At 70.9% G+C, this 24803-nt stretch carries 26 protein-coding genes; 16 read left to right on the top strand and 10 right to left on the bottom strand.

Annotated features, from left to right (window positions below; all coding sequences use genetic code 11):
• Positions 1-21 precede the first annotated feature (21 nt).
• Positions 22-2010 carry an Ig-like domain repeat protein gene (locus OG978_RS19105; protein ID WP_326766397.1) on the bottom strand — a complete coding sequence of 663 codons (1989 nt, stop codon included), beginning with the start codon at positions 2008-2010 and terminating at the stop codon, positions 22-24.
• 141 nt (positions 2011-2151) lie between these two features.
• Complete coding sequence (locus tag OG978_RS19100) at positions 2152-2388, bottom strand: DUF397 domain-containing protein (protein WP_326766396.1); 237 nt, start codon at positions 2386-2388, stop codon at positions 2152-2154.
• 18 nt (positions 2389-2406) lie between these two features.
• Between OG978_RS19100 and OG978_RS19095 the strand changes: the two genes are divergently transcribed.
• Positions 2407-2685, top strand: a complete 279-nt coding sequence (locus OG978_RS19095; protein WP_326770082.1) for a hypothetical protein — start codon at positions 2407-2409, stop codon at positions 2683-2685.
• An 84-nt stretch (positions 2686-2769) separates the two neighbouring features.
• On the opposite strand, the gene OG978_RS19090 is transcribed toward OG978_RS19095, so the two are convergent.
• Positions 2770-2922 (bottom strand): hypothetical protein, encoded by a 153-nt coding sequence (locus OG978_RS19090; RefSeq protein ID WP_326766395.1) that lies wholly within the window; start codon positions 2920-2922, stop codon positions 2770-2772.
• 24 nt (positions 2923-2946) lie between these two features.
• Between OG978_RS19090 and OG978_RS19085 the strand changes: the two genes are divergently transcribed.
• Positions 2947-3123 (top strand): hypothetical protein, encoded by a 177-nt coding sequence (locus tag OG978_RS19085; RefSeq protein ID WP_326766394.1) that lies wholly within the window; start codon positions 2947-2949, stop codon positions 3121-3123.
• 19 nt (positions 3124-3142) lie between these two features.
• On the opposite strand, the gene OG978_RS19080 is transcribed toward OG978_RS19085, so the two are convergent.
• The 3 genes from OG978_RS19080 to OG978_RS19070 form a co-directional block, all read right to left on the bottom strand.
• Positions 3143-5020 carry a serine/threonine-protein kinase gene (locus OG978_RS19080; RefSeq protein ID WP_326766393.1) on the bottom strand — a complete coding sequence of 626 codons (1878 nt, stop codon included), beginning with the start codon at positions 5018-5020 and terminating at the stop codon, positions 3143-3145.
• A gap of 178 nt (positions 5021-5198) precedes the next feature.
• Entirely contained in the window at positions 5199-5681 is a 483-nt protein-coding gene (locus OG978_RS19075) for a MarR family winged helix-turn-helix transcriptional regulator (protein ID WP_326766392.1), read from the bottom strand.
• Entirely contained in the window at positions 5678-6283 is a 606-nt protein-coding gene (locus OG978_RS19070) for a DJ-1/PfpI family protein (RefSeq protein WP_326766391.1), read from the bottom strand. The genes OG978_RS19075 and OG978_RS19070 overlap by 4 nt, the downstream gene beginning before the upstream one ends.
• 223 nt (positions 6284-6506) lie before the next feature.
• Between OG978_RS19070 and OG978_RS19065 the strand changes: the two genes are divergently transcribed.
• From OG978_RS19065 to OG978_RS19055, 3 genes are all read left to right on the top strand, one after another.
• Positions 6507-7880: an aspartate aminotransferase family protein gene (locus OG978_RS19065; protein ID WP_326766390.1), complete on the top strand. Its 1374-nt coding sequence runs from the start codon at positions 6507-6509 to the stop codon at positions 7878-7880.
• Positions 7881-7999: 119 nt separating this feature from the next.
• Positions 8000-8770, top strand: coding sequence for a GntR family transcriptional regulator (locus OG978_RS19060; RefSeq protein ID WP_326766389.1), 771 nt, complete (start codon positions 8000-8002; stop codon positions 8768-8770).
• A 113-nt stretch (positions 8771-8883) separates the two neighbouring features.
• Positions 8884-9534, top strand: a complete 651-nt coding sequence (locus tag OG978_RS19055; protein WP_326770081.1) for a hypothetical protein — start codon at positions 8884-8886, stop codon at positions 9532-9534.
• An 89-nt stretch (positions 9535-9623) separates the two neighbouring features.
• Here the strand turns inward: OG978_RS19055 and OG978_RS19050 are convergent, their stop codons facing one another.
• A complete protein-coding gene (locus OG978_RS19050; protein WP_326766388.1) occupies positions 9624-10409 on the bottom strand; it encodes an SLATT domain-containing protein in 786 nt (261 codons plus the stop codon).
• Between the two features lie 356 nt (positions 10410-10765).
• Between OG978_RS19050 and OG978_RS19045 the strand changes: the two genes are divergently transcribed.
• From OG978_RS19045 to OG978_RS19010, 8 genes are all read left to right on the top strand, one after another.
• The gene (locus tag OG978_RS19045) at positions 10766-11101 is read left to right on the top strand and encodes a YbaB/EbfC family nucleoid-associated protein (RefSeq protein ID WP_072487886.1); all 336 of its coding nucleotides are present in this window, start codon (positions 10766-10768) and stop codon (positions 11099-11101) included.
• A 59-nt stretch (positions 11102-11160) separates the two neighbouring features.
• Positions 11161-11760, top strand: coding sequence for a recombination mediator RecR (gene recR / locus OG978_RS19040; protein ID WP_266417409.1), 600 nt, complete (start codon positions 11161-11163; stop codon positions 11758-11760).
• 131 nt (positions 11761-11891) lie between these two features.
• Positions 11892-12551 carry a DUF5063 domain-containing protein gene (locus tag OG978_RS19035; RefSeq protein WP_326766387.1) on the top strand — a complete coding sequence of 220 codons (660 nt, stop codon included), beginning with the start codon at positions 11892-11894 and terminating at the stop codon, positions 12549-12551.
• A gap of 345 nt (positions 12552-12896) precedes the next feature.
• Complete coding sequence (locus tag OG978_RS19030) at positions 12897-13274, top strand: nuclear transport factor 2 family protein (protein WP_024757633.1); 378 nt, start codon at positions 12897-12899, stop codon at positions 13272-13274.
• Between the two features lie 330 nt (positions 13275-13604).
• Positions 13605-14876 (top strand): aspartate kinase, encoded by a 1272-nt coding sequence (locus OG978_RS19025; RefSeq protein WP_124719579.1) that lies wholly within the window; start codon positions 13605-13607, stop codon positions 14874-14876.
• On the top strand, positions 14873-15937 hold the full coding sequence (locus tag OG978_RS19020) for an aspartate-semialdehyde dehydrogenase (protein ID WP_326766386.1): 1065 nt from the start codon (positions 14873-14875) through the stop codon (positions 15935-15937). The genes OG978_RS19025 and OG978_RS19020 overlap by 4 nt, the downstream gene beginning before the upstream one ends.
• Before the next feature lie 358 nt (positions 15938-16295).
• The gene (locus OG978_RS19015) at positions 16296-16871 is read left to right on the top strand and encodes a SigE family RNA polymerase sigma factor (RefSeq protein WP_326766385.1); all 576 of its coding nucleotides are present in this window, start codon (positions 16296-16298) and stop codon (positions 16869-16871) included.
• 131 nt (positions 16872-17002) lie between these two features.
• Entirely contained in the window at positions 17003-18259 is a 1257-nt protein-coding gene (locus OG978_RS19010; RefSeq protein WP_326766384.1) for a hypothetical protein, read from the top strand.
• Between the two features lie 95 nt (positions 18260-18354).
• Here the strand turns inward: OG978_RS19010 and OG978_RS19005 are convergent, their stop codons facing one another.
• Both OG978_RS19005 and OG978_RS19000 read right to left on the bottom strand, forming a co-directional pair.
• Positions 18355-19266, bottom strand: a complete 912-nt coding sequence (locus OG978_RS19005) for an SURF1 family protein (protein ID WP_326766383.1) — start codon at positions 19264-19266, stop codon at positions 18355-18357.
• 159 nt (positions 19267-19425) lie between these two features.
• The gene (locus tag OG978_RS19000) at positions 19426-21306 is read right to left on the bottom strand and encodes a S9 family peptidase (RefSeq protein WP_442817713.1); all 1881 of its coding nucleotides are present in this window, start codon (positions 21304-21306) and stop codon (positions 19426-19428) included.
• Between the two features lie 70 nt (positions 21307-21376).
• Between OG978_RS19000 and OG978_RS18995 the strand changes: the two genes are divergently transcribed.
• Both OG978_RS18995 and OG978_RS18990 read left to right on the top strand, forming a co-directional pair.
• Positions 21377-22213: a class I SAM-dependent methyltransferase gene (locus OG978_RS18995; RefSeq protein ID WP_326766381.1), complete on the top strand. Its 837-nt coding sequence runs from the start codon at positions 21377-21379 to the stop codon at positions 22211-22213.
• A gap of 41 nt (positions 22214-22254) precedes the next feature.
• Positions 22255-22644 carry a nuclear transport factor 2 family protein gene (locus tag OG978_RS18990; RefSeq protein ID WP_326766380.1) on the top strand — a complete coding sequence of 130 codons (390 nt, stop codon included), beginning with the start codon at positions 22255-22257 and terminating at the stop codon, positions 22642-22644.
• 54 nt (positions 22645-22698) lie between these two features.
• Here the strand turns inward: OG978_RS18990 and OG978_RS18985 are convergent, their stop codons facing one another.
• Entirely contained in the window at positions 22699-23271 is a 573-nt protein-coding gene (locus OG978_RS18985) for a winged helix-turn-helix transcriptional regulator (protein WP_326766379.1), read from the bottom strand.
• 46 nt (positions 23272-23317) lie between these two features.
• Between OG978_RS18985 and OG978_RS18980 the strand changes: the two genes are divergently transcribed.
• Positions 23318-24727, top strand: coding sequence for an MFS transporter (locus OG978_RS18980; protein WP_326766378.1), 1410 nt, complete (start codon positions 23318-23320; stop codon positions 24725-24727).
• Positions 24728-24803: the final 76 nt, after the last annotated feature.

The following is a 24803-nucleotide window of genomic DNA, read 5'->3' as shown; positions in this document are numbered from 1 at the left end:
TCATCTCGCCTGCGGAACCGGCTACTTCGTGAAGATGAAGTACTGCCAGGCCCCGTGCGTGGTCGAGTTCACCGTGTCGCCCGAGGTGCCGTTGACGTACGAGGCGCGGACGCGCATCCGGTAGCCCGTGTCATGGGTGCCGGTCAGCGTCACGAGGGACTTCCCGTTGGTGCCGAGCTTGAAGTACTCCGAGCCCGCGTCGTACCACTTGCCCTGGTAGTACAGCTCCAGGGACAGCTTGTGCGAGCGGTTCTTGTAGTACGTCATCGTCGTCGTGAAGACCGGGTTGGTCTTCTTGTGGAAGTACCGGTACGACGTCTTGCCGATCTTCGCCGTCTTGTACTGCTTGGAGATGGCGGTCGAGACCTTCACCTTGGCGAACGCGGTCGACGTGACCTTCTTCGAGGTGTACCGGCCGTCGCCCTTGAAGATCGCGGTGACGGTGGTGTCCCGGGTCATGTCGACCGTGGTCGACAGGTTGCCCTCGGAATTGACCTTGCCGGTCTTCACCAGCTTGTTCGGCTTGTCCGGCCCGAACGGGTCCACCCACAGCTCGACGGTGCGGTTCTTGTACGTCTTGCCGAGGTGCGCGGTGAACGACACATCGGTGCCGTAGGAGTACAGCGCCTTGTTGTGGTTCAGGGTCAGCGAGGTGACCGTCCGGGGCACGGCGACCTTGTCGGAGCCGGACGCCGCGGAGTGGGTCGCGTCGCCCGCGTACGACACCTTGTACGTGACCTGGCCGCCCGCGGTCGGGGTGTCGGTGAAGGAGAAGCTGCCGTCCGACTTGAGCGCCACCGCGGGCAGCGCCTTGCCCTTGGGCGACTCGATGTCGGTACGCGTGACCGTGGCCTCCGCGCCCGCCGGGAACGCGCCCTCGGACTTCACCCGTCCTGTGACGGTCAGCTTCTTGTTGAGCGCCGAGTTCGCCGGGGCGTTGACCGTGACGGTGCTCGCGGACTTCACGGCGTCGGTGAGCACCCGCAGCGAACGGACGCCCGCGCTGTTCTCGGTGACCGCGAAGAGCCGACTGGTGTCCGGAGCCCAGGCCAGCCCGGCCGGCACCAGGAGGTCCGATCCACTGCTGGTCCCGGTGTTGGGGAAGTCGTACGTCCGGATCGGCTTGGTGGTGTCCTGTTTGTAGACGTACACGTCCGGCTCGTACGAGCCGTCGATGCCCGCGGCGACCGTGCCGTTCGGCGCGATGTCCACGGCGTTCGGGTACGCGTCGGACGGGTACGTGGTCCCGGGCGTGAGGTCCGACGTCCGGTAGGCCTGGTGGTGGTACGGGTACCCACTGGCCACCACGACCTGCTCGCCGTCCGGGCTCAGCGCCAGGTCGCGCATGTTGCCCCCGTCGGTGGACACCTGCGCGGTCCGCGTGGCCGTCCCCGAGGCGACGTCGTACACGGCCAGTTGTGTCGGGCTCTGGCCCTCGATACCGGCGGCCAGCGTGCCCGGCGCACCCGGCGTGGACGCCAGGGTCGGGGCCGCGTACCAGGTGCGGTTCGGCTCCTGGTCCAGGGTGACGACCGGCTCGGCACCGGACAGGTCGAGCGACCCGATGTTGCCCTCGGCCGCCGCCCCGTAGCCGAACCAGAGCTTGCCGCCCGCCAGCGCCGGGTGGGCGGGCTTGGTGTTCGCGCCGGTCGCGTAGCGGGCGGACTCCACCAGAGCGGAGGTGTCGATCGCCGCGATGGCGTCGGCGCCGCGCACACCCGCGTACAACGTGCCGGAGTCGGCGGACAGTTCGAGGCCGGTCACGCCCGGCAGCGACGGGATCGTACCGACGACGTTGCCGCTGTAGTCGGTGGCGAGGACCTTGCCACCGGTCGGGTCACTGATGAAGACCCGCTGGTGCACGCCGTCCGCGACGACGTCGCCGACGGAGGCGGCGGGAAGAATCTTGGAGGAGTCGGCAGCGGCCGGATTCGCCGCCCCGCCGACCAGAACCACTGAGCTGAAGAGGACCGCGAGCGAGGTCGCGGTCGAGATTCTGCGCGTACGCAAAATGATGTACCCCCACGGTAAGAGAGGGCCGCATGGCACCCAGAGATGAGAGAGGGGTGCGGCCCAGGAACGCAGGGTATGCCATGACGTCCACAAGTCGTACACATTTGCTGGGCCGGACGACTTCGGCCCAGCAAACCGTCAGTTCGCCCAGGTGAGGAACGTCGACCAGGCGCTGGGAGCGACCGCGAAGGTGGGGCCCTGCGGCACCTTGGAGTCCCGGACGTGGACGGTGTGTGTGCAGGCAGCCACCTCGATGTACTCGCCGCCGCTGGAGCTGCTGCACGAGGACTTGCGCCAGTCGAGGGCGACTTCGATGCAGTTGCCGCCGCCGATCAGCGCCCTTGCGCAGTCCTCCGTCCGGAACAGGCCGTGCACGATGTGAATCGCGTGCAGATGGAGGCGATCACGGGAGGCGAGCCGGGGCCCGTCGTCACCGAGGCGAACGGGCAGCGGGCGGTGTACTTCCTCGTTCCGGCGGGGAGTACGGCCCGCAAGGCCTGGCCGGCCGGGGGCACTCCGCTGAACGCGACGGCGGGCCGGATCAGTTACGTACCGATCCCGGCCCTGAGCGGCCGTACATGGCCGCTGGCGTGGCGCTTCCCGCCCACGGAGCCTGGCAGGTTCGTCCCTGCGCTGTTGCTGCTCAACGCGGCGTCTGCCCTGCTGGGGTGAACGGCTGCGGGCAGCACGAAACGGCCGACACCCGGACCGGCCCCGCGAACGGGACCGGCCGGACGTCGGCCGAACCGAGGAGGGTCAGAAGCCCGGGAAGCCCGTGGGCGCGGTCCGGCCCGGGACGTAGTCGAAGTTCGGGGTCAGCGTGCCGAGCAGGCTGCCCGCGCGCGGACCCGGGCGACCGGTCACCTCGGCGAACATCTGCGACGCCTCGGGCGTGATGCGGAACGGCACCTTCTCCAGCCGGAAGCCCGCGGCATGGCGCTCACCCTGACCTCCGCCGGGCTGCTGCTGGCCGGCGGCGGCAACAGGCTCGCCGCCCTGGGCGAGCGGCGCCTGCCCGCCCTGCGGCGCTACACCCCGTACGGGAGCGTCCTGACCGCGCTGGCCGTCCTTGCGGTGGGGATCGGCCTCACGGTGCGCAGCCTGGTCTGAGCGGCTCGGCCCGGTCCGCTCAGTCGTCCTTCGTGTAGGTGAGCTGCTCGCCGCTGTCGTTGTTCTCGCGGCGCAGGGAGCCGTCCGGGAGCAGGGTGAGCGTGGTGGCCTTGCCCGCGGTGCAGGACGTCATGGGTTCGCCCACCGTGACCGTGGAGGGGCCGACCTCGACGGGGCCGCCCGGGGACGGCTCCGTGGTCAGGTCCGCCTGGAAGACGCAGTGGTAGGAGCCGCCCGTGTCGAGCGGGCCGTCCGCGGTGAGGGTGAGGACGCTCTCGCCGACCGCGCCCTGCTGGATGACGAGTTTCCGGGTCGAGTGTCCGGCCGCGTTGTCGATGGAGCCCGACCAGGTGCCGAGGTAGCCGGACGGGATGGGGCCGTCGCTGTTCTGCTGGTCGTCGGTGGTGGAGGGGTCCGGCGAGGACGGATCGTCGGTCGCGGGGGAGCCCGAGGAGGTGTCCGAGGAGGACGGGGAGCCGGTGGGGGACGCCGTGGTCCCCGGCGCCTTGCCGTTCATGAGCGCGTAGACGGATCCGCCCGCTCCTATGGCCACGAGCACGGCGACGGCGACGAGCGCGATGGTCGAGCCCTTCCCGCGGCGGGCGGGTTCGGGGCCGGGCTGCGGGGCCGTGGGGTAGGTGGGGCCGTACGGGGGCGTGGGGCCGAATCCGGGCTGCTGCTGCGGCTGGTGGTACTGCTGCTGTGGATATCCGTAACCGGCGTGGTTCTGCTGGGGGCCGAAGCCCTGGCCGGGGTGCGGCTGGGCGGGCAGTGGCGGGTAGCCGTAGGCGGGGGCCCCGGGCGGAGGGGCGGACGCGGGTGCGGGCGGCGGGGTCGGGGCGCCGGCCGTCGTGGGCGGCGTGTGCACGGGGCGGTCCGCGGGAGGCGTGGAGGGCGTGGGGGGCGCGGGCGCCGGGGGGCTCTTGTCCGTCACGGGAGCCGGCCCGGCCGCCGCCTCCTCCTCCGGGTCCTCGGAGTCCAGCAATTCCACCGCGTGGCGCCCGAGTTGGGCGATCAGTGCGCCCGGGAGCCAGGGTTCCGCAGTGTCGCCGTCGGCCAGGCGCTCCAGGATCGCGTCCGTCGTCGGGCGGGCGGCCGGGTCCTTGTGCAGGCAGTCCCTGATCAGTTCGACGAGGTCCACGGGGACGCCGGTCAGGTCCGGGTCTTCCTGCGCGATCCGGAACATCTGCGCGTGCACTCGGCTGTCGGAGGTCCCGAACGGGAGCCGGCCGGTCGAGGCGTACGCCAGTACCGAGCCGAGACAGAACACGTCGCACGCCGGGGTCACCCGCTCGCCCCGCACCTGCTCGGGCGCCATGAAGCCGGGCGATCCGACCAGGGCCCCGGTGCGGGTGACGCCGCCGTCGGTGACGGTGTCGAGTGCCCGGGCTATACCGAAGTCGATGACGCGTGGCCCGTCGATCGTCAGCAGGATGTTGGAGGGCTTGAGGTCGCGGTGGATGAGCCCGGCGGCGTGTATCGCCTGGAGGGCGTGGGTGAGACCGGCCCCCAGGATGTGGACCGAACGCTCGGGCAGGGGCCCGTACGCACCTGAGGCCGCCCCCTCGGGGGTGCGCGAGCGGCCGGTGACGGTGGCGTGCAGGGAGGGGCCGGCGACGTATCCGGTGGCGACCCAGGGCACGGCGGCCTCGGTGTCGGCGTCCAGTACGGGGGCGGTCCAGGCGGAGCCGACCTGGCGGGCGGCCCGTACCTCGTGGCGGAACCGGTCGCGGAACTCCTGCTGTTCGGCGAGTTCGCCGCGTACCAGCTTGATCGCGACGGTGCGGCCGCGGTCGGACCGGGCCAGATAGACCTGGCCCATGCCGCCGGCGCCGAGCCGTCCCAGCAGCCGGTACGCACCGATGGCGCGCGGATCCTGTGGCGTCAGGCTCTGCATGGCGCTGACACGTCCTTCCCCCGGGATTGAACTGACCGTGCCTGGCGTGGCTCGCTCGATCATAGGGATCCACGCAGAGCGTGGCCGGGCCGGTTGCGGCTTCGGCCGGGAACACGCAGAGGACCCGTCCTGGGAGGGGCGGGTCCTCTGGGGCGGCGGAGGCCGGGCGAGGGGGTGCCTATGCCTCGGCGACGGCATCCATGGCGGCGGCCAGCTGCTCCAACACCCGTACGGTCTCCGCGAATTGATCCTCGCCCAGCTCGGCGGCGAGCCGGGCGGCGAGCGCGGTGTGGCCGGGATCGATGCGCCGGACCGCGGCGCGTCCCTCGTCGGTGGGGCGCAGCAGCTTGGCGCGGCGGTGGGCGGGGTTGGGTACGTACTCGGCGAGGCCCTTGCCGACCAGCAGGTCGGCGACGCGCTGCACGCCCTGCCGGGTCATGCCCATGATGCGGGCGATCCCGGAGATGGGCAGGGGCTCGCGGAGTACGGCCCCGAGGACCTGCCACCAGGAGGCGGTGAGTCCGGCGGGCTTGGCCAATCGCTCCGAGACGGAGAGGAATTGGCCACTGAGCCGGAAGACGCCGAGCGCGGTACGGCTCAGCAGTTCCTCGTTCGCGGGTTCCGGGCCGGCGGGCTCCCGATCCGCGGGTTCCTGGCTCATGAGCCGGCGCTCAGGACCTCGTAGGCGGCCGCGTCCGAGTCGTGGAACAGCCGGTACCAGGCGTCGAGCTTCTCGCCCTCGTACACCCCGAGCCGTGCGAAGACCTCGCGGGCGAACGCGACCGGTTCGGTCGGCCCGGCCGTGATGAGGTCGCCGTCCGTCACCGCGTCCGCGTCGACGTAACGCTCGCCGCCCCTGTACCCCGTGGCCGCGAGGTAGAAGGAGACCGCGCTCGTGTGCGCGCGGTCGTCGAGCAGACCCTCGCGGGCCAGGCCCGCAGTCGCACCGCAGATCGCGGCGACCGGCACCCCGGCGTCCAGGAAGCCGCGCGCCGCACGGGCGAAGGGGGCGAGCGTGTCACCGGTGTCCCAGAGCCCGGCGCCGGGGAGCACCAGGAGCGCGCTGTCCTCGGGGCTCAGGTCCGCGAGCGCGAGGTCGGGCAGGACGCGCAGCCCGCCCATGGTGGTGACGGGGCCGGTGGCGGGGCCGACCGTCCGCACGGTGAAGCCGGCCTGCGCGAGATGGGCGGTGGTGTGCCCCGTCTCCCAGTCGGCGAGAGTGTCGTACACGGCCAGGTGCACGGTCCTGTGGGTGTCGGTCATGGCGCCTCCTCGGCGGAACTGTCCCGTCGGCCTCGCTCTCCGACGACGGCCACGAGTGACCATCGAGAGCATGCCAACATGTTGTCATTGTGACAGCTTGCTGTCAATCCATTCCAGCGGGCCGACCCGTGCGCCGACGACCCGACACCCTGCCCACCAAAGCGCCCCACGCCATACAAGGTGGCCATGTCGGGCCGCTCCCGGCGCGGCCTACGCTCTCCGCATGACCCCTCATGCCCCTCATGCCCCGCATGTCGACCCCGCTGCCGGCGCGGCCGTGAAGGCCGCCGACCGCGCGCACGTGTTCCACTCCTGGTCCGCCCAGGGCCTGATCGACCCGCTCGCCGTCGCCGGCGCCGAGGGGGCGTACTTCTGGGACTACGACGGCAACCGCTACCTGGACTTCACCAGCGGCCTCGTCTACACCAACATCGGCTACCAGCACCCCACCGTCGTCGCCGCGATCCAGGAACAGGCGGGCAAGCTCGCCACCTTCGCTCCCGCGTTCGCGATCGAGGCGCGCTCCGAGGCCGCACGCCTCATCGCCGAGCGCACCCCCGGTGACCTGGACAAGATCTTCTTCACCAACGGCGGCGCCGAGGCCGTCGAGAACGCCGTCCGGATGGCCCGGCTGCACACCGGCCGAGCGAAGGTGCTCTCCGCCTACCGCTCGTACCACGGCGCCACCTCCACCGCGATCAACCTGACCGGTGACCCGCGCCGCTGGCCGTCCGACAACGGCTCGGCGGGCGTCGTCCGCTTCTGGGCGCCGTTCCTCTACCGCTCGCCGTTCCACGCCGAGACCGAGGCCGAGGAGTGCGCCCGCGCGCTCCAGCACCTGGAGGACACCCTCGCCTTCGAGGGCGCCGGCAACATCGCCGCGATCATCCTGGAGACGATCCCCGGCACCGCGGGCATCATGACGCCGCCGCCCGGCTATCTCGCGGGCGTCCGCGAGATCTGCGACCGGTACGGCATCGTCTTCATCCTCGACGAGGTCATGGCCGGCTTCGGGCGTACCGGCAAGTGGTTCGCCGCCGACCACTTCGACGTGGTGCCGGACCTGATGACCTTCGCCAAGGGCGTCAACTCCGGTTACGTACCGCTCGGCGGTGTCGCGATCTCCGCCGAGATCGCCGCGACCTTCGAGACCCGCGCCTACCCCGGCGGACTGACCTACTCCGGTCACCCGCTGGCCTGCGCGGCCGCCGTCGCCACCATTCACGTGATGGAGGACGAGAAGGTCATCGAGAACGCCGCCCACATCGGCGAGACGGTCCTCGGCCCCGGCCTGCGCGAACTTGCCGAGCGCCACCCGTCGGTCGGCGAGGTCCGCGGCCTCGGCGCGTTCTGGGCGCTGGACCTGGTCCGCAACAAGGAGACCCGCGAGCCGCTGGTCCCGTACAACGCGGCGGGCGAGGCCAACGCGCCGATGGCGGCCTTCGGTGCCGCGGCCAAGAAGAACGGCCTGTGGCCCTTCATCAACATGAACCGCACGCACGCCGTTCCGGCCTGCAACGTCACCGAGGCCGAGGCCAAGGAGGGCCTCGCGGCCCTCGACGCGGCGCTGTCGGTCGCGGACGAGCACACAGCGTGATCCGGGCTCGCAGGGCCGCGTAACACGCGGCCCGTGGCACGACGCCTCTCCCCTGCCCGGATCCGGGCACAGCGGCCCTGGCTTAAGGTGACCGGAGGCGAAAAATGGGGAGGGGCGCCATGTGCGCGAGCGGAGCTGTGACCCGCAGCACGCTGCGGCAGCAGATCGCGGACGCTCTGCGTGACGAAGTGCTCGCCGGGCGTTTGCAGCCGGGGCGGGAGTTCACGGTCAAGCAGATCGCCGAGCAGTACGGCGTCTCGGCGACACCGGTGCGCGAGGCGCTCTTCGATCTCTCCGCGCAGGGGTTGCTGGAATCGGACCAGCACCGGGGTTTCCGGGTACGGGAGTTCACCGTCGCCGACTACCGGTCGTTGGTCGAGGCCCGCAGCCTGGTCATCGACGGAGTCATCCGCAGCATCTTCTTCGGCTCCGGACTCCCGTCCACGCAGTTGGCGAAGTACCGGGACTGTCTGGTCTCCGTACGCCGCAGGGCCCAGGAGGCCTCACGGGCGGCGCGGGGCGGCGACCTCGACATCCTCATCGGCTACGACCTGCGGTTCTGGCGCGAGCTGCACGCGCTCGTGGGCAACGCGTACATCAACGACTTCCTGCACCGGCTGCGCGTCCAGGCCTGGGTGTTCGCGGTGCCGTACCTGCGCCATGACGCGCGTGCCCGGGACTGGCTCTGGCACGGCCATTCGGACCTCGTCGCGGCGATCACGCTCGGCGACCACGACGCGGTCCGCGGTGTGATGGACGACTACAACACCCACGCGCTGAACTGGGCGGACCGGCTCGCGGCCGGTGCCCTCGAACATCCGGGGCGCGGCGGGCAGTCGACCGGGCGGCCGAGCGGGCAGGCCCCGGACCCCCGGACGCCGGAGGCGTAGCCCCGCCCCGTCTCTCCGTCGCCACCGGCCACTGTGCGCAACGCGCCCATCGCATTACGCTGGCCCGACCATCATGAACATTCCGATGTGCACCCGTGGGAGAGCGAGACTTCATGGCCTGTGACCTGTGGCTGGTTCCCCTCGTCGACGTGCTGTGCCACAGCCCCGACAATCCGTTCGCCGAAGAGATTGCCGTCTACGACAAGGCGTTGGGCGAGGCCGGACTGCCGCCCGTCCCCGTGTACGCCTACATGCCGGGCCTGACGGGCGACGTCGCGCCGATCGCGGGCTTCGACTACGACGCCCTGCACTTCCTGCGCCGCGCCTTTCTGCTCCAGCTCAGCGGACTCGCCGTCACACCGGTCGGCGAACTGGGCGGGGACTACGAGCAGTTGCTGGAGATGTTCGAGGCGACGGCCCAACAGTCCCACCTGGTCTGGCACTACGACCACGCCGGGGCGTACGTCCCGCTGGACTTCGCCGCCCCGCTCACCAACGACGACCTGCTGGAGGGCGGCGGCCCGCTCGGCTCCTCGCACGGACTGCTGCGGGAGCTGGAGTACGTCGCTCCGTCCATCGGCATCGACCCGGCGAACCCGCCGGCCGCCCCGCTGCCGCCCGCCGCACCGACCTCCCTGGAGGAACCGGCGGCCCCGATTCCGTACGACAACAGCCCGTTCGCCCGCGAGCGGCACGTCTGGCTCGGCCTGCACGCGGCGGCCACCCGCAGCCTTGCCCAAGGCTCCATGATCATCTTCAGCTAGCCAGTGCCCGTCCCGGCAGGCTTTGCCCCGTCGCGCGGGCCGAGAGGCTCCGGCTTCGATGCTTCCTGGGCGACCGAGCACCTCCGGAGTCACCGCGGGGACTCCGGGGGGCGCTGGCGCGGCATGTTCGGCCGGGCCAGCGTCTGCAGCGGGAACCGCCCCGACAGCACCCCCTGATCCGAACGCCCCCCGCTCCCGGTGCCCAACGACAGCGCCTGCATCCCCATCGGCGCGGGCCCGGACCGGAACTCCACCATCCAGTCCGCGGTCTCGGTGCGCACGAGCTCCGTGATGTCCTCCGAGAACCGCCGCAGCACCCCCAGGCACCGCTCGGCCGCCTCGCTGGCCGTCCCCTCGGTCGGGCCGAGCACCTCCCGTACGCACTCCGACGCCCAGTCGAACTGCAACACCTGAAGGCGCCGCTGCACGGCCTGGGCGGTGGCGAGATTCCTTATCCAGCCGGAGGTGAGGCCGAAGTACTGGTCGCACGCCATGCATGCGGCGCCCAGCAGCAGCGACAGATAGCCCCAGCCCGCCGCCCCGTCCAGCGCCCCGGTCAGATCGAGCAACGGCAGCGCGGCACCCGCGACCGCCCCGATCGCGGCGCCGATCCGCAGCGACCTGGCCCCGCGGCGCTTCCACACCCGGTCGCCCAGATACCAGTCGGCGGTGCGCAGCGCGTCGGCCTCGACCCAGCGGTACAGCTCGTCGAGGCGGTCGGCGGGTTCGCCCCAGTCGCCGAGCGGGAACGGCGTACCGGTCAGATCCCGGCCCCGGGCGTCCCGGCCGCGTGCGCCGGAGCCCGAACCGGAGGAACCGGTCGAACCGGGCTCGTTGCGGGGCGGCCCTTCGGGCTGCTTCTCCGGCTGGCTCACCGGGTACTCCTCTGCGTTCTGCGTAGCGGCGCCTGATGTGGCGATGTGTTCGAGACGGCGGGGTGCTCACTGCTTTCCGGCGTGGCCGACAGTCCCGCGTAGGTAACCTTGCGTGACGACCGGTGCGCCTGTGTGTCCTGATGCGCATGCCCTTCCTACCGCCGAATGGTGGGCCATGGGGTAGAGAACGCGGTATTCCCGGGTGCGCAGGGCCTGTGATCAGGTATAGGAGGCCCGCAGGGGCTGCCTGAAACTCACCCGAAAGAGTTGCGCGCCAGTGGGTGGGGCGCGCTGCCCGGTGACCACGTAGGCTCGGCGTACCGAAACATTTTGTCGTCGAATTGCCAGGAGTGACCGTGATTCCCGGTGGTGGTCAGCCCAATATGCAGCAACTGCTGCAGCAGGCCCAGAAGATGCAGCAGGACCTCGCCGCGGCCCAGGAGGAACTGGCCAGGACCGAGGTCGAGGGTCAGGCGGGTGGCGGTCTCGTGAAGGCGACCGTGACCGGCTCCGGCGAGCTCCGCAATCTGGTGATCGACCCGAAGGCCGTCGACCCGGAGGACACCGAGACGCTCGCGGACCTCGTCGTAGCCGCGGTCCAGGCGGCGAACGAGAACGCGCAGCAGCTCCAGCAGCAGAAGCTGGGCCCGCTGGCCCAGGGCCTGGGCGGCATGCCCGGTCTCCCCTTCTGACCTGCTGAATCCTCCGGCACGGCTCATCAAGGACAGGACAGGAAAGGAAGGCGTTCCCGTTGTACGAAGGCGTGGTTCAGGACCTCATCGACGAGCTGGGCAGGCTGCCCGGCGTCGGTCCCAAGAGCGCGCAGCGGATCGCCTTCCACATCCTGCAGGCCGAGCCGACCGATGTGCGCCGCCTCGCCCATGCCCTCCTGGAGGTCAAGGACAAGGTCCGGTTCTGTTCGGTCTGCGGCAATGTCGCCCAGCAGGAGCAGTGCAACATCTGCCGGGACGCGCGCCGGGACCCGTCGGTGATCTGCGTGGTCGAGGAGCCGAAGGACGTCGTCGCGATCGAACGGACCCGTGAGTTCCGGGGCCGGTACCACGTGCTCGGCGGCGCGATCAGCCCGATCGAGGGCGTCGGCCCGGACGATCTGCGCATCCGCGAGCTGCTCGCCCGCCTCGCCGACGGTTCGATCACGGAGCTGATCCTGGCGACCGACCCCAACCTGGAGGGCGAGGCCACCGCGACGTACCTGGCGCGGATGGTCAAGCCGATGGGCCTGCGGGTCACCAGGCTGGCCAGCGGCCTGCCGGTGGGCGGCGACCTGGAGTACGCGGACGAGGTCACCCTGGGCCGCGCCTTCGAGGGGAGGCGCCTGCTCGATGTGTGACGCCTTTACGTCTTCCGATGTTCTTCCCGTGACCGTTTCGAGGACCGTTCCCGCGACTCACGGCGGCTTTACGTTCAGCGACGCTATGTTCTACTCACCGTTCGCGACCGTGCCCACGGGAGGTCCCCTCGATGTCTGACGCCACGCTGAACTCCGTCACGCAGGACCCGGACGACTTCGCCGTCCAGATCGCCGACCAGATCAAGACGTTCATCGTCGCGGTCACCGAGGTGTCCAAGGTCGAGGAGCCCGAGGAGGCCGTCCCCGTCCTGCTGCTCCAGGTCTCCCAGCTCCTGCTCGCCGGGGGCCGGCTCGGCGCGTACGAGGACATCGTCCCCGACGAGCGCTACGAGCCGGACCTGGGCGCGGAGCCGGACGCCGACGGGCTGCGCGAGCGGTTCGCCGCCCTGCTGGAGCCGATCGACGTCTACTCCGAGGTCTTCGACCCGTACGAGCCCCGCAAGGCCCCGGTCCCGGCCCGGATCTCGGACGACCTGGCCGACCTGGTCACCGACCTGCGCCACGGCCTGGCCCACTACGAGGAGGACCGCACCACCGAGGCCCTGTGGTGGTGGCAGTTCTCCTACTTCTCCAACTGGGGCTCCACCGCCTCCGCCACCCTGCGCGCCCTCCAGTCCCTGATCGCCCACATCCGCCTCAACCAGCCCCTCCAGGAACTGGACGGCCTGGACACCGACTCGGAGACGATCGACGACGACCTCGCCGAGGAGGCCGGCCGCGTGATGGCCGAGGAGATCGCGGGACCACTGGGGCTGCGGCCGGTGCAGTAGCGGGCCGTCAGCCCCCGTCGCACCGCAGATCGCCGTCGCGCATCAAGCCCAGCTGCGCACCGTTGTCCGTACGCGGCACCCGCCACAGCCCGTCCGCGCCCTGGCGGGTGCCGGTGAACGGAATGCCCGGGTCCAGGTAGCCGACGATGTCGGTCCACGGGTTCGCGCCCGCGTAGGTGGGTGCGGCGGGTCGCCCGGCGGCGGACTTCGTGCGGCGTGTGGAAAATGCCGACGATGTTGTCCGTGCCCGCTGCTAGCTAGTGCTGTGACCGGGATGGTTCACCGTGGTCGGGACACGGCTCACGGGAGGAGCGCGGTCCGCGAGGCGACTGGTATTACTGGTGCATGCAGGAAGAGACCGCGCGGTCCGCGATCGACACGTTCATCTCCGCGTTCAACGCCTCGGACGACAGCTATGTGACTGCGCTGCTCTCCCAGGCCCTAACCTCGGACGTGGTCTTCTGGGGACCGTTGGGCCGCAGTGAGGGGATCGAGGCGGTCGAGCGGTTCGTGCTGGACATCCGGCGCCACCCCGCGGGGACCGGCACGATGGTGCGCTGTTCGGCGGTGGACATGCCGGACGAGTGGGCCCGGTACCAGTGGGTCTTCACGACGCCGGATGGAGGCCCCCGCCTGGCGGGAACGGACGTCGTCCATCTGCGGCGGAGCCTCATCGACCAGGTCATCGTCTTCGCGGGGGAGATCGAGCCGTCCGCCTCCTGAGTCATTCTCCTCTGGCGCCGTCCTTCTCCTGAACCGGCCCCGTTCGGGGCGTTGAGCGAGACCGCCGTGGGGATGCTCGGACACGGCGTGGAGCCCTGCCTCACCTGCTGACCGTGTTCCCTCGTGTGGCCCGGCCCTCATGTGTGGGCTGGGCCACATAATGGAGTGGTGGGGTGATCGGCGGGCAGCAGCCTCGTACAAGCGGTCCGGGGCGACACGCCGATGATCACGTGCTGAGCGGGACATCTCACCATGTGGTATCGGCGGGGCGTTTCCGGACCGCTCGTTAAACTGAGGCGACCGCAGTAATGGACTGAGCGAGGAGCGCACGTGGGCCTTGTCGTGCAGAAGTACGGAGGCTCCTCCGTAGCCGATGCCGAAGGCATCAAGCGCGTCGCCAAGCGAATCGTCGATGCCAAGAAGAACGGCAACCAGGTGGTTGTCGTGGTGTCAGCGATGGGCGACACGACGGACGAGTTGATCGATCTCGCCGGGCAGGTATCCCCGATCCCTGCCGGGCGTGAGTTCGACATGCTGCTGACCGCCGGGGAGCGGATCTCCATGGCCCTGCTGGCGATGGCGATCAAAAACCTGGGCCACGAGGCCCAGTCGTTCACCGGTAGCCAGGCGGGCGTCATCACCGACTCGGTCCACAACAAAGCGCGCATCATCGATGTGACGCCGGGCCGTATCCGTACGGCGCTGGACGAGGGGAACATCGCGATCGTCGCGGGGTTCCAGGGTGTGTCCCAGGACAAGAAGGACATCACCACCCTCGGTCGTGGCGGGTCCGACACCACCGCCGTCGCGCTCGCGGCCGCGCTGGACGCCGAGGTCTGTGAGATCTACACCGATGTGGACGGTGTCTTCACCGCCGACCCGCGGGTCGTGAAGAAGGCCCGGAAGATCGACTGGATCTCCTTCGAGGACATGCTGGAGCTGGCCGCGTCCGGCTCCAAGGTGCTGCTGCACCGGTGCGTGGAGTACGCACGCCGCTACAACATTCCGATCCACGTCCGCTCGTCCTTCTCCGGACTGCGCGGAACCTGGGTCAGCAACGAGCCGCAAGGGGACCAGAAGGTGGAGCACGCGATCATCTCCGGAGTCGCCCATGACGTCTCCGAGGCCAAGATCACCGTCGTCGGCGTGCCCGACAAGCCGGGCGAGGCCGCCGCGATCTTCCGCACCATCGCGAACGCGGAGATCAACATCGACATGGTGGTGCAGAACGTGTCCGCCGCGTCGACCGGTCTGACCGACATCTCGTTCACCCTGCCGAAGGCCGAGGGCCGCAAGGCCATCGACGCCCTGGAGCGCAACCGCGGCACCATCGGCTTCGAGTCGCTGCGCTACGACGACCAGATCGCGAAGATCTCCCTGGTCGGCGCCGGCATGAAGACCAACCCGGGTGTCACGGCGGGCTTCTTCGAGGCGCTGTCGGACGCCGGTGTGAACATCGAGCTGATCTCGACGTCCGAGATCCGTATCTCGGTGGTCACCCGCGCCGACGACGTCATCGAGGCCGTGCGCGCCGTGCACACCGCCTTCGGTCTCGACAGCGACTCCGACGAGGCCGTCGTCTACGGGGGCACCGGCCGATGACCGCGCGCCGTCCTTCGCTCGCGGTCGTCGGAGCGACCGGGGCGATCGGCGGCGTCATGCTCCAGATCCTTTCGCAGCACGCGGATGTCTGGGGCGAGGTGAAGCTGGTCGCCTCGCCGCGTTCGGCCGGCCGCAAGCTGGTCGTGCGCGGCGAGGAGAGCGAGGTCCTCCAGCTCACCGAGGACGTCTTCGACGACGTGGACGTGGCGCTGTTCCTGGTGCCCGACGATGTCTCCGCGCAGTGGGCGCCGATCGCCGCCGCCAAGGGCACGGTCGTCATCGACGACTCCGCCGCGTTCCGGCTGGACGCGGACGTTCCGCTGGTCGTGCCCGAGATCAATCCGCACGCCGCACGGATCAGGCCGCGCGGCATCGTCGCGAGCCCGAACTGCACGACGCTCGCGCTGATCGTCGCGGTCGGAGCACTGCACGCCGAGTTCGGCGTGCGGGAACTGGTCGTCTCCTCGTACCAGGCGGTGAGCGGGGCGGGCCGGGACGGTGTCGCGGCGCTGCGCGAACAGCTGTCGATGGTCGCCGGTACGGAACTGGGCACGAAGCCGGGGGACGTACGCAGGGCCCTGGGGGACACGGAGGGCAGCCCCTTCGCCGCCCCGGTGGCCCTCAATGTGGTGCCCTGGGCCGGGACCGAGGCCGGGGACGGCTGGTCGTCGGAGGAGATGGCGATCCGCGAGGAGTGCCGCAAGATCCTGGACCTGCCGGGCCTGCGGATCGCGGCGACCTGTGTGTACGTACCCGTCGTCGCGACGCACTCGATGTCCGTGCATGCCCGGTTCGAGAACGAGATCGCGGTCGACCGGGCCCACGAGATCCTGGCGACGGCACCGGGTGTGGTGCTGTACGACAGCCCGGCGGCGGGGGACTTCCCGACGCCGTCCGACGTCGTCGGCACCGATCCGACCTGGGTCGGGCGAGTGCGCAGGTCACTGGACGATCCCCGGGGTCTGGAACTGTTCGTCTGCGGCGACAACCTTCGCAAGGGTGCGGCGTTGAACGTGGCACAGATCGCCGAGTCGGTGGCGGCGGAGTTCCCCCGGTCCTGATCGAACCTGTTTTGTACTCTCTGTGAATGCTCTGTGAGTAAGTTGAAGGTCTCAACCTCTTGAGCTGGGGTGTCGGGGTATCCGACGATGACTTTCGGCCTGCTGCAACCACCGGCTGCGGAGCACGCGTCTATGCGGTCACCTCTGGCGCGGCGGGGCGCACATTCGGGGTATTCGGGGAAGAGCAGGTACGTATGAGGGCATGTCGCACAGCGCCAAACGCGGTGCCGCGCGCGTACAACCCTGACGGGGGGAAACGTGTCCAACTGGCGTGGCAGAGGTTCTCGATATCACAGTGGTGGGCCCCTTGCGCGGCGCTTCGGTGCGTCCGCTCCGACGGCCCCGCGCACCCGGCGGTATGCCGGTGATTGCGCCCATGCCCGCGGCGCGTCCCGCACGGCTGCCCGCGCAGCGCGAGGGCGCTGAGGAGAGCGTGGCTGCCGGAACCACGGTCGACCATCTCACCGAGACCTATCGCGCCCACTACCGGTCGCTGCTCGGTCTCGCGGCCCTGCTCCTGGACGACACGGCCTCCTGCGAGGACGTGGTGCAGGAGGCGTTCATCCGGGTGCACTCGGCGCGCAGCCGCGTACGGGATCCGGAGAAGACACTCGCGTATCTGCGCCAGACCGTCGTCAACCTCTCGCGTTCCGCGCTGCGCCGCCGCATCCTCGGGCTGAAGCTGCTCTCCAAGCCCATGCCGGACATGGCGAGCGCGGAGGAGGGTGCGTACGACCAGCTGGAGCGGGATGCGCTGATCAAAGCGATGCGGGGGCTGCAACGGCGCCAGCGGGAGGTACTGGTGCTGCGTTACTTCGCGGACATGACGGAGGTCCAGGTGGCCGAGACGCTGGGGATATCCCTGGGCTCGGTCAAGGCCTACGGTTCGCGGGGGATCGCGGCGCTGCGCGTCGTGATGGAGGCGCAGGCATGAGCGGCCGCGAGTACGAGAACGGGCCTGAACGTGAGCACGGCCCTGAACGTGAGCACGGCCCTGAACGTGAGCATGGCCCTGAACGTGAGCATCGGCCTGGGCGTCGGATTGACCGGACTGGAAACGGAATTGTGAACCACGGGCCGGAGAATGCCTCGCGGGTGAACCGGGACGAGGACGCAGCGGGGCCGGCCGGGGCTGACGGGGCCGATGGGGGGACCGGGGCTGACGGGGCCGCTGAATCTGCCGGGGCGGCTGAGACCGCCGAGCTCGGCAGTCTGAGCAGTCTCTTCGGCTCGGGTCCGGGCTCGGGTCCGGGCTCGGGTCCGGGCCCGGACGGCGGTCCGGGTGCCGGTGACGGTATGGACCTCGACGAGGTCCAGCTGCGCCGCATGCTGCGCGGCGCCGTCCAGAGCATCGAGCCCAGCGACGGCACGCTCGACCATCTGCAGCGCGCGGTTCCCGTCCGGCGGGCCAAGCGGCGCCAGGCCGTCGTCGGCCTGGCGGCTGCGGCACTGCTCATCGGCACCGCGGTCCCCGCCTTCGTCCACGTCGCGAACTCCGACGGTTCGAACACCGCCAACCCCGCGATGGCCGGGCACGGCGAGCAGGCGCAGGGCGGCAACAGCACCGACACCGGCTCGCAGTCCGGCGGGAAGGGCAGCAGCGGCGACACCGACGGACAGGCCGATGACGGCCGGGACCAGCCCACGAGCACGAGCAGCCCTTCCGACAGCCGTGGCCAGGGTGCCGACGGACACCTGTCCGGCGCGGGCGCCGATCCGAGCAGCTCCGCGGTGGCCGCCATGCCGACCTGTGAACCGGGGCAGCTCGGTGTCGCCTCGGCCGAGACGGGCGCGGCCGGTGCCGACGGCACGGTCTACGGCACCTTCCGGATCGCCAATGTCTCCGGCACGGACTGCTCGGTGAGCAGCAGCGGCAGCGTGGGCTTCCAGGCGATCGGCGCGGCCGACCCGGCCAAGATCGCGGTTGTCCAGCACACCGCGGGTGACGCGGCGGCCGGACTGCCCGACCCTTCGCAGGAGCAGGGGACGGTGCTGCTGAAGCCGTCGATGGCGTACGAGGTGAAGTTCGCCTGGGTGCCGAGGGACACATGTCCGACCGTCGGAGGCTCGCCGAGCCCGACGCCGACCGACGACCCGGGCGGTGCGAGTGGCTCCACGGCCGCCGGCACTGGTACGGGAAGCGACGACGGGACGTCGGAGACGGTCACGCAGTTCGGCAGCGAGGAAGGCGGCGGGACGCAGGACGGCAGCGTCGCGGTGATGCACACGCCGGAGCCCGGGTCGCCGGTCGCGGAGACGAAGATCACCAACGCCTGCTCGGGCACGATCTACCGGACCGGGGTGCTGGCTCCCGCGACGTGATGCCGGACGACGTATGACATGAGGGGCCCGCCGGATCGACGATCGACCGGCGGGCCCCTCATGTGTGCATGTCTGTTTCTGTGCCTGCGCGTGTCTCAGACCGCGCCGGTGCCCACGGCGTCCTTGCCGGACTCGGCCCCGGACTCGGGCTCGGTTCCGGACTCGGGCTCGGTTCCGGACTCGGGCTCCGACCCGGCCTCTGCTTCCGCTTCCGCGACGAGGCCCAGTTGCAGGTCGCGTGCCGCTTCGGCCTCGCGGCGGACCAGCCGGAACCACATGAAGAGCACGAACCCGGCGAAGACGAACCACTCACCGGTGTAGCCGAGGTTCTGGAAGGCCTTCAGATCGAGCCCGGTGCCCTGCGCCACGGCGGCCGGTACAGGACGCAGCGCCCCGGCCGCCTTCTCTCCGCCACCGCTTCCGGCGCCGGTTCCGGCACCCGTGTTCTGGAGCGTCACCCATGCGTCGTAGACGTCGTACGGGACGAGGTTGACCAGCGACGCGGCGCTGATCATGCCCAGCTGGCCGTCGGGGAGTCCGCCTGCCGTGTCGACCCCAGCGGTGCCGGCGTTCTCGGACGCCTGCAGATCGCCGGTCACCGTGACCTTGCCGGTCGGCGCTGCGGGCACAGCGGTGTGGCCGGGCTTGCCGGGCAGCCAGCCGCGTACCACCGGCAGAGCCTTGCCGCTGTCCGTACGGAGCATGTTCAGGACGTAGAAGCCGCTCTTGTCGTCCAACTCCCGTCCGGGTACCAGGAACTGGTCGGCGTACCGGCCGGTGGCGGTGGCGGGGCGGCCGGAGGTCACCGTGTCGACGGGCAGGAGCTCGTCGATCGGCTTGGCGGGCCTCGTGCCCGGGGCGGGCTGCTTCTCGGCGGCGTCGTGCGTCTGCACGCGGTCCTCGAAGCGGCCGAGCTGCCAGGTGCCCATGAAGACGCAGAACGGGATGGCCAGCACGACGAAGAGGTTGATCCCCCACCATCGCGGGGTCAGCAGGAACCGGTACACCCCTCCACGGTACGGTCCCCGCTCCGGTCGCCCGGAGCGGGGTGCCGACTGACGGCCGTGTCCCCGGCTTCGCATCGGCTTCGTGCCGGCTTCGCGTCGGCTCAGTGCGGGCTTCGTGCGGGATGGCCGGGCGCCCCGTCCGTCCACCCCGTCCGCCCGCTACGCGCCGGACTGGCCGGTCCCCGGGGTCAGGTGGCGCTGGGCGAAGTCCAGTTCCAGGCGGACCTGCTTGATCCGCTCCTCCACGACGAGCGAACCGTGTCCCGCGTCGTACCGGTACACCTCGTGCACCGCGTCCCGGCCCTTCAGCCGGTCGACGTAGTTCTCGACCTGGCGGATCGGGCAGCGCGGGTCGTTGACGCCCGCCGAGATGTAGACCGGCGCCCGGACCGCGTCGACGTACGTCAGCGGGGACGATGCCTCGAAGCGCTCGGGAACCTCCTCCGGCGTGCCGCCCAGGAGCGTGCGGTCCAGAGCCTTCAGATCCTCCATCTCGTCGTGGTACGCCGTGACGTAGTCGGCGACCGGGACCGCCGCCAGGCCGAGGGCCCAGTCGTCCGGCTGCGTTCCGACGCCGAGCAGGGTCAGGTAGCCGCCCCAGGAGCCGCCGGCCAGGACCAGCTTCTCCGGGTCCGCGAGGCCGGACTTCACCGCCCACTCCCGCACCGCGGCGATGTCCTCCAGCTCGATCAGGCCGACCCGGTGCTTGAGCGCGTCCGTCCAGTCGCGGCCGTATCCGGTGGAGCCGCGGTAGTTGACCCGGACGACCGCGTAGCCGTGGTCCACCCAGGCGGCGGGGCCGGAGGCGAAGGCGTCGCTGTCGTGCCAGGTCGGGCCGCCGTGGATCTCGAAGACGGTGGGGAACGGCCCCTCGGCCGGGGCGGCGGGCCGCTGCACGAGCGCATGGACACGGCCCCCTGGCCCGTCCACCCACACGTCCTCCACCGGCACGGACGCCGGGGCCTTCGGGCCGGGCGGATCGAGCACCACCGCACCCGAGGTGGACCGGATGACGGGCGGCTGCGCGGCCGAGGACCAGAGGTACTCCACCGCGCCGTCCGGCCGGGCCGTGGCACCCGACACCGAGCCCGCGGGGGTCTCCACCCGGACGGGGGCGCCGCCCGCCTCCGGCTCGTACCGCCACAGGTCGCTGCGGGCCTCGAAGCCGTGCACGATCAGCAGCGCGGAGGCGTCCGGATACCACTCGGCGACCACGTCGCCGGGCAGGTCGATCGCGAGGTCCGTCTCCTCGCCCGTCGTCGGATCCCAGATCATCGGCTCCCAGCGGCCCCGCCGCTGGTGCCCGACCAGGAGCCTGGTGTCCCCGGCGACGGGGGCGAAGCCCAGCACGGACAGGCCCAGCTCCTTCGTGCCGCCCTCGGTGTCGTCCAGCTCGGCGACCGTCGTCCCGTCCGGCCGCACCACGCGCAGCGCGGAGTGCATCGCATCGCCGTGCTCGGTGTGCTCCAGGGCGATCAGCGTCCCGTCATGACTGAGGTCACCGACGCCCGCCGACTCGCGGTGGCGGTAGATCTCCACGGGCGCCGCCCCGGGCCGTACGACATGGATCGTCGTCCCGTCCTCGTCGGTCGAGCGGCCGACCACCGCCGTGCCGTCCCGCCCGATCGCGAGTCCGGCCGGGTACGAAGGGCCGAGACCGGGCGTCGCCGGTTCGTCACCCGGCTCCCCGTCCTTGCCGCCGTGGAACGGCTGGCGCATCCACACCCCGAACTCGTCGCCATCGGTATCGCTGAACCACCAGACCGACTCCCCGTCGGGTGTCAGCACCCCGTCCGTCGTGCCATTCGGCCGGTCGGTCACCTGGCGCTGCTCGCCGGTGGCGCGATCCCATGCGTACAGCTCGTACGTCCCCGTGGCGTTGGAGACGAACAGCGCGCGGTCGGGAGCGTCCTCCGCCCAGTCGGGCAACGACACCCGCGGCGCCCGGAAGCGCTGCTCCCACTCCGGTGCGGAAGCGGCCGCTGCCGCAGCGGGGGCCTGGGCGGAAGGGGCCGTCGTCGAGCCAGTGATCTCAGTCATGTCCCCCATTCTGCGTTGGAACGCCGACAATTCGTTCGCTTCGTCCGCAGCCTGTGGATAACCTCCCGGCATGCATGCACCGACCCCTGCCGACTGGCACGAGGCAAACCGCGCGCACTGGGACGAGCGGGTCCCCATCCACGCCACGAGCGACTTCTACGACCTCGATTCGTTCCGCGCCGGCAAGGACGCCCTGCGCGACTTCGAACTCGCCGAGGTCGGGGACGTCACGGGCAGGACGCTGCTGCATCTGCAGTGTCACATCGGCGTCGACACCCTCTCCTGGGCCCGGCACGGCGCCGCACAGGTCGTCGGCCTGGACTTCTCCGAACCGGCCGTCGAGACCGCGCGTGCCCTGGCCCGCGAGCTCGGCTTCGGCCAGGACCGGGCGGCGTTCGTCGCGGCCGACGTCCACGACGCCGCGGAGGCCGTCCCCGACTCGTCGTACGACATCGTCTACACCGGCATCGGCGCGCTGAACTGGCTGCCCGACACCCGCCGCTGGGCCGAGACCGCCGCGTCGCTCGTGGCGCCGGGTGGCTTTCTCTACCTGGCGGAGTTCCATCCGATGACGGACTGCCTCGACGACTCCACCGGGACGAAGGTCGAGCACGACTACTTCAGCCGCGACGCCTGGGTGGACGAGACGCCGGGCACGTACGCGGACTTCGACGCGCCCACCGTCCACAACCGCAGCGTCGAATGGCAGCACCCGATCGGCGAGGTGGTGTCGGCGCTGGCCGCCGCCGGGCTGCGGATCGAGTTCCTGCACGAGCACGACGCCTCGCTCTTCGCCCGCTTCTCGGATCTGGAACGGCAGGGCGACGGTTTCTACCGCTTCCCGGCCGACCGGCCGCGCATCCCGCTGATGTACTCCATCAAGGCGTCGAAGGCGGCCGATTCCTGAACCAGGGCCGATTGTCAGTGGTGGGGTTCAGACTCGGAACCATGACTACGACCGCCGATCTGCGCGCCGTGGTGGAGACGTACTGGAGCGCGGCCGACGCCCGCGACTGGGACGCCTTCGCCACGACGCTGGCCGACGAGGTGTTGTACGACCTGCCGCAGACCCGTGAACGCATTCGCGGGAAGGAGCGGTACCTGCGGTTCAACCGGGAGTACCCGGGGGACTGGCGCGTCCGCGTCGAGCGCGTGGTGGCCGACGGCCAGGGGCAGCAGGCCGCCGTCCGTACGCGCTTCACGGTCGGCGCCGAGGAGCTGCACGCCATTCACTTCTTCGTGTTCGACGCGACGGGGCGGATCAGCGAGATCACCGACTTCTGGCCCGAGCCGTACGAGCCCCCGGCGGGCCGGGAGCACCTCGTCGAACGGTACTGACGCCCCTGCGGCCGGGCTGCCCCAGCCGATGCCCGCCTCGTGCAGACGCGGCCCTCAGCCGTCGGACGGGCTCGGCTCCCTGGGTCCCGAGCGGTCCCACCCGGGGGAGCGGACATCGACCATCAGCGTGTTCATCACGACTTCCTCGCCGCAGGTGCGGCAGATCCACGCCGCGTCAAGATCGTGCGCGTGCGTGCCTGAGTGATCGTGTGCGTTCGCGCCTGCGTGCGCATGTGCGTCCCCGGCCGGCTCGTGGATCATGACCACCGGCCGATCCTCCAGCACCCACCGGTCGCCCCAGTCCAGCAGCGCCCGGATGACCGGCGCGAGATCGCGTCCGGAATCGGTCAGGTGGTACTCGTAACGCGGCGGGCGCTCGCTGTAGGGCCGCCGCTCGACCACTCCTGCCTGCTCCAGTGAGCGCAGCCGTGCCGCGAGACGGTCGCGGGGTGCGCCGGTGTTACGGGCGATCGCCTCGAACCGGTGGTTGCCGAAGAAGATCTCGCGCACCGCGAGCAGCGCCCATTTCTCGCCCACCACGTGCAGCGCTGCGGCGGCCGAGCAGGGCCGACCGGGCAGCGTGACCGTCGGGGCGGTGCGGGCGTGGGGTTCCTGTGCAGCACTCATCACCACAAGGTTGCCATCTCAAACTCACTGGCGCTACCTTGCCGCCATGACAGTTGGAAAATCAAACTCACCCCCCTCCGCCTCACCCCCCTCGCGGGCCACCGTCTGGATCATTTCGGCCGGTGTCTTCGTCGTGAATCTCGACCTGTTCATCGTCAATGTCGCGGTCCCCGCCCTCGGTGACGCCTTCGACGGCAGCTCCCTCGCCTCGCTGTCCTGGGTGCTCAACGCGTACGCGATCGTCTTCGCCGCCCTGCTCGTCGTCGCGGGCAGGCTCGCCGACCGGTACGGCCATCGCCGCGGCTTCCTCCTCGGGCTGGCGGTCTTCACCGCCGCCTCCGCGCTCTGCGCCCTCGCCCCGGGAGTCGGCTGGCTGGTGGCCGCCCGTGCGCTGCAAGCCGCCGGAGCCGCCGTGCTCATGCCGACGTCCCTCGCCCTCCTGCTCGTCGACACCCCGGCGGAGCGCCGCCCCCGGGCCATCCGGAGCTGGGCGGCGATCGGCGGCATCGCGGCCGGTCTCGGCCCGGTGGTCGGTGGCGTGCTCGTGGAGGCCGACTGGCGCTGGGTCTTTCTCGTCAATGTGCCGGTCGGCGTGATCGGGCTCTTCGCGGGCGTACGGCTGCTGCCTGACGCCCGTCCGCACCGCGAGGGGCCCTTCCCGGACCTCGTCGGGGCGGTGCTGCTCACCCTCGCGATCGGCGCTCTGGCGCTCGCCCTGGTCAAGGCCGATGCCTGGGGCTGGAGTTCGCCGGGGGTCCTGGGATCGCTGATCGCGACGGCCGTCCTCGCCGCGGGCTTCTGGGTACGCTCCGCCCGGCACCCGGCCCCGGTCGTCGAACTGCCGATGCTGCGTACCCGGGTCTTCGCGACGGCCACCCTCGCGGCTCTGCTCTTCACCGTCGCATTCGCGGCGATGCTGCTGACGTCGGTGCTCTGGTGCCAGCAGGTGTGGGGATACTCGGCGATCCGTACCGGACTCGCCATCGCGCCGGGGCCGTTGGTCGTGCCCCTGCTCGCCGTCCTGTCGGGACCGGTCGTCCGCCGGCTCGGGGCGGGCCGTACCGCGGCACTCGGCTGCTTGCTGTTCGCCGCCGGGCTGGCCTGGTGGGCCCTCGCGCTCGATACGGCTCCGCACTATGCGAGCGGCTTCCTCCCCGGCATGGTGGTCACCGGCATCGGCGTCGGCCTCGCCCTCCCCACCCTGGTCGGTGTGGCCGTCGCGGCTCTTCCGCCCACCCGTTTCGCCACCGGATCGGCCGTCACCACGATGGCCCGCCAGACGGGTTCGGTGCTGGGTGTGGCGTTGATGGTCACGCTGCTCGGCGCGCCGGACGGGCCGGGCGAGGTGCTCGGCGCGTTCCGCCACGGCTGGTGGGCGGCCGCGGCCACCGCCGTACTCGCCGCATTCACCGCCCTGAGCCTGCATCGGCCGGGCGCCACCCCGGCCCCCGCCTGACCGTGGCAGCAGTGCGGCGGGCTTCCGGGAGAACCCCCGGCGGCCCGCCGCACTGCTGCACCTCCGTCGTCCGCGT

The sequence above is a fragment of the Streptomyces sp. NBC_01591 genome, assembly GCF_035918155.1.
In the GTDB taxonomy this organism is placed as follows: domain Bacteria; phylum Actinomycetota; class Actinomycetes; order Streptomycetales; family Streptomycetaceae; genus Streptomyces.
The sequence above is the reverse complement of the archived record's forward strand: the minus strand, read 5'-3'. Positions and strand labels throughout refer to the sequence as shown.

Bases quoted from the DNA above. Each gene is read 5' to 3' on its own strand.
- OG978_RS19000 (WP_442817713.1), bottom strand. From the start codon at position 21,306: ATGACTGAGATCACTGGCTCGACGACGGCCCCTTCCGCCCAGGCCCCC.
- OG978_RS19065 (WP_326766390.1), top strand. From the start codon at position 6,507: ATGACCCCTCATGCCCCTCATGCCCCGCATGTCGACCCCGCTGCCGGC.
- OG978_RS19060 (WP_326766389.1), top strand. From the start codon at position 8,000: ATGTGCGCGAGCGGAGCTGTGACCCGCAGCACGCTGCGGCAGCAGATC.
- OG978_RS18995 (WP_326766381.1), top strand. From the start codon at position 21,377: ATGCATGCACCGACCCCTGCCGACTGGCACGAGGCAAACCGCGCGCAC.
- OG978_RS19095 (WP_326770082.1), top strand. From the start codon at position 2,407: ATGGAGGCGATCACGGGAGGCGAGCCGGGGCCCGTCGTCACCGAGGCG.
- OG978_RS18985 (WP_326766379.1), bottom strand. From the start codon at position 23,271: ATGAGTGCTGCACAGGAACCCCACGCCCGCACCGCCCCGACGGTCACG.
- OG978_RS18980 (WP_326766378.1), top strand. From the start codon at position 23,318: ATGACAGTTGGAAAATCAAACTCACCCCCCTCCGCCTCACCCCCCTCG.
- OG978_RS19070 (WP_326766391.1), bottom strand. From the start codon at position 6,283: ATGACCGACACCCACAGGACCGTGCACCTGGCCGTGTACGACACTCTC.
- OG978_RS18990 (WP_326766380.1), top strand. From the start codon at position 22,255: ATGACTACGACCGCCGATCTGCGCGCCGTGGTGGAGACGTACTGGAGC.
- OG978_RS19030 (WP_024757633.1), top strand. From the start codon at position 12,897: ATGCAGGAAGAGACCGCGCGGTCCGCGATCGACACGTTCATCTCCGCG.
- OG978_RS19080 (WP_326766393.1), bottom strand. From the start codon at position 5,020: ATGCAGAGCCTGACGCCACAGGATCCGCGCGCCATCGGTGCGTACCGG.
- OG978_RS19035 (WP_326766387.1), top strand. From the start codon at position 11,892: ATGTCTGACGCCACGCTGAACTCCGTCACGCAGGACCCGGACGACTTC.
- OG978_RS19055 (WP_326770081.1), top strand. From the start codon at position 8,884: ATGGCCTGTGACCTGTGGCTGGTTCCCCTCGTCGACGTGCTGTGCCAC.
- OG978_RS19020 (WP_326766386.1), top strand. From the start codon at position 14,873: ATGACCGCGCGCCGTCCTTCGCTCGCGGTCGTCGGAGCGACCGGGGCG.
- OG978_RS19075 (WP_326766392.1), bottom strand. From the start codon at position 5,681: ATGAGCCAGGAACCCGCGGATCGGGAGCCCGCCGGCCCGGAACCCGCG.
- OG978_RS19085 (WP_326766394.1), top strand. From the start codon at position 2,947: ATGGCGCTCACCCTGACCTCCGCCGGGCTGCTGCTGGCCGGCGGCGGC.
- OG978_RS19015 (WP_326766385.1), top strand. From the start codon at position 16,296: ATGCCGGTGATTGCGCCCATGCCCGCGGCGCGTCCCGCACGGCTGCCC.